Below are 1,690 nucleotides of genomic sequence, written 5' to 3' on the forward strand. Positions count from 1 at the left end.
TCCTGAGAAGTTGTTGTCTTTCCGGGCTTGAGAACGGTCTTTTCGCTGGTCGAGCGTAGGAGCGATGATCCTGTGGGAGTGGTGGTCTGTCGTGTCGCCGCTGCTGGGGAGGTCATGGATGCCGTCGGTCGTGGGGTTGCTGGAACAGCGCGAGGTCGTCGCTCGCCGTCACGTGGACGAGCTGCGGGAGGAGGCCGACCGCATCCAGGCTGAACTGGTCGTGGCTGAGCGGGACTGGAAGGAATGGGCCATCGCTCGCTCGCGGGTGGGCGAGGTGCTTGCCCCGGCAGAGGAGACGGAGCATGGCCACGACCAGGCCGACCGGACAGCACCGACCGCCGACGGGCAGGCCGAGGAGGCATCGTCAACGATTGAAGCGGCGAAGGCGAAGTCGCAGGTGCCGGTGTGGCGTGAAGGGCTTGCGTGGTCGGCGTTGTCGGTGGACTACCAGCGCATCCTCACCGCGCTCGCGGACCGGGCCCGGCTCGGGCAGGGGCCGCTGACCTGCCAGGAGATGGCTGCTTTGTTCGGCATGGACGTGGTTCCGGCGCGGGTGGAGGCGCTGAGGTCGAAGGCGAAACGCCTGGTTGCGCGAGGCTGGCTGGCCGAGCCTGCGCCGGGCCGGTTCACGCTCGGGCAGAGCGTGAGCGGGCCAGCCGACGGGTCATGAGAAGGATCACCGACCAGTAGATCATCGCCTCGGCACTGGCGGTGCGGCGCTCGAAGTCGCGCGCCAGGCGGCGGGTGCGCATCAGGTGGGCGAAGAGACGCTCGACAATCCACTGCTTGGGCAGCACCACGAAGCCGCGCATGTCGTCGCTGCGCTTGACGATCGCCAGGACCAGGGCGAACGTGACCAGGCAGTACTCGACGAGGCTGCCGGTATAACCGCCGTCAGCCCAGACCAGGGCCAACCGGCAGTGGGCGTCGGCGACTTGGTGCAGCAGGACCTGGGCGGCAGCGCGGTCTCCGACATCCGCACTCGTGACCATCACGCCCAGCAGCAGGCCGAGGGTGTCGACTACGACGTGCTGCTTGCGCCCGTTGATCTGCTTGCCACCGTCGAAGCCGCGGCTGTCGGCGCCCACGACGGCGTCCGCCTTGATGGACTGTGAGTCGATCACGCCAGCCGTCGGCTCCGTGTCCCGGCCCAGCCGCTCGCGGACCTGGCCACGCAGCCGGTCGTGGAACTCCTTGACGAGGGCGTGGTCGCGCCAGCGGCGGAAGAATGCATACACCCGGTCCCACGGTGGAAAGTCCACCGGCATGGCGCGCCGCTTGATGCCGTTGTCGACCAGGTAGCGGATCGCATCGAGCATCGCGCGGTGGCAATACGCCTCCGGTTGCCCGCCCCGGCCGCGCATCCAGCCCGGCATCGGCAGCAGCGGCCGGATGGCCGCCCACTCCCCGTCCGTCATGTCCGTCGGGTACCGGCGCTGCCGCTCGGACCGGTCGACCGCGTTGCCGTACACGTGCGCGAGGCAATCACACGATGGAGCAGCCCAGTTGGACTGCCAGATCACCGACACGGGAGACTGCGGCACAGGGGCCTCCTGGTGCTCTATGGATTCGACACCCACGAGCTGTTCAGGAGGCCCCGTCTTCATGCTCTCGCCACGGCAGGATCACCCGACCGGGAACCCTCGTTCGACCGCCACCGCTCAAGATCGAAAAGACAACAGCTTCTTAC

2 protein-coding genes are annotated in these 1,690 nt (G+C 68.0%); one reads left to right on the top strand and one right to left on the bottom strand.

Annotated features, from left to right (window positions below; genetic code table 11):
* The first annotated feature begins 118 nt into the window (after positions 1-118).
* Positions 119-670 (top strand): hypothetical protein, encoded by a 552-nt coding sequence (locus tag NP777_RS46740; protein ID WP_256656297.1) that lies wholly within the window; start codon positions 119-121, stop codon positions 668-670.
* Here NP777_RS46740 and NP777_RS46745 read toward each other — a convergent pair.
* On the bottom strand, positions 627-1,607 hold the full coding sequence (locus NP777_RS46745) for an IS5 family transposase (protein WP_256656296.1): 981 nt from the start codon (positions 1,605-1,607) through the stop codon (positions 627-629). The two genes, NP777_RS46740 and NP777_RS46745, sit on opposite strands and share 44 nt — an antisense overlap.
* Positions 1,608-1,690: the final 83 nt, after the last annotated feature.

It is taken from the genome of Streptomyces rugosispiralis, assembly GCF_024505145.1.
Taxonomy (GTDB): Bacteria; Actinomycetota; Actinomycetes; order Streptomycetales; family Streptomycetaceae; genus Streptomyces; species Streptomyces rugosispiralis.

Coding starts and splice junctions, on each gene's coding strand:
- NP777_RS46740 (WP_256656297.1), top strand. CDS start 119: ATGCCGTCGGTCGTGGGGTTGCTGGAACAGCGCGAGGTCGTCGCTCGC.
- NP777_RS46745 (WP_256656296.1), bottom strand. CDS start 1,607: ATGAAGACGGGGCCTCCTGAACAGCTCGTGGGTGTCGAATCCATAGAG.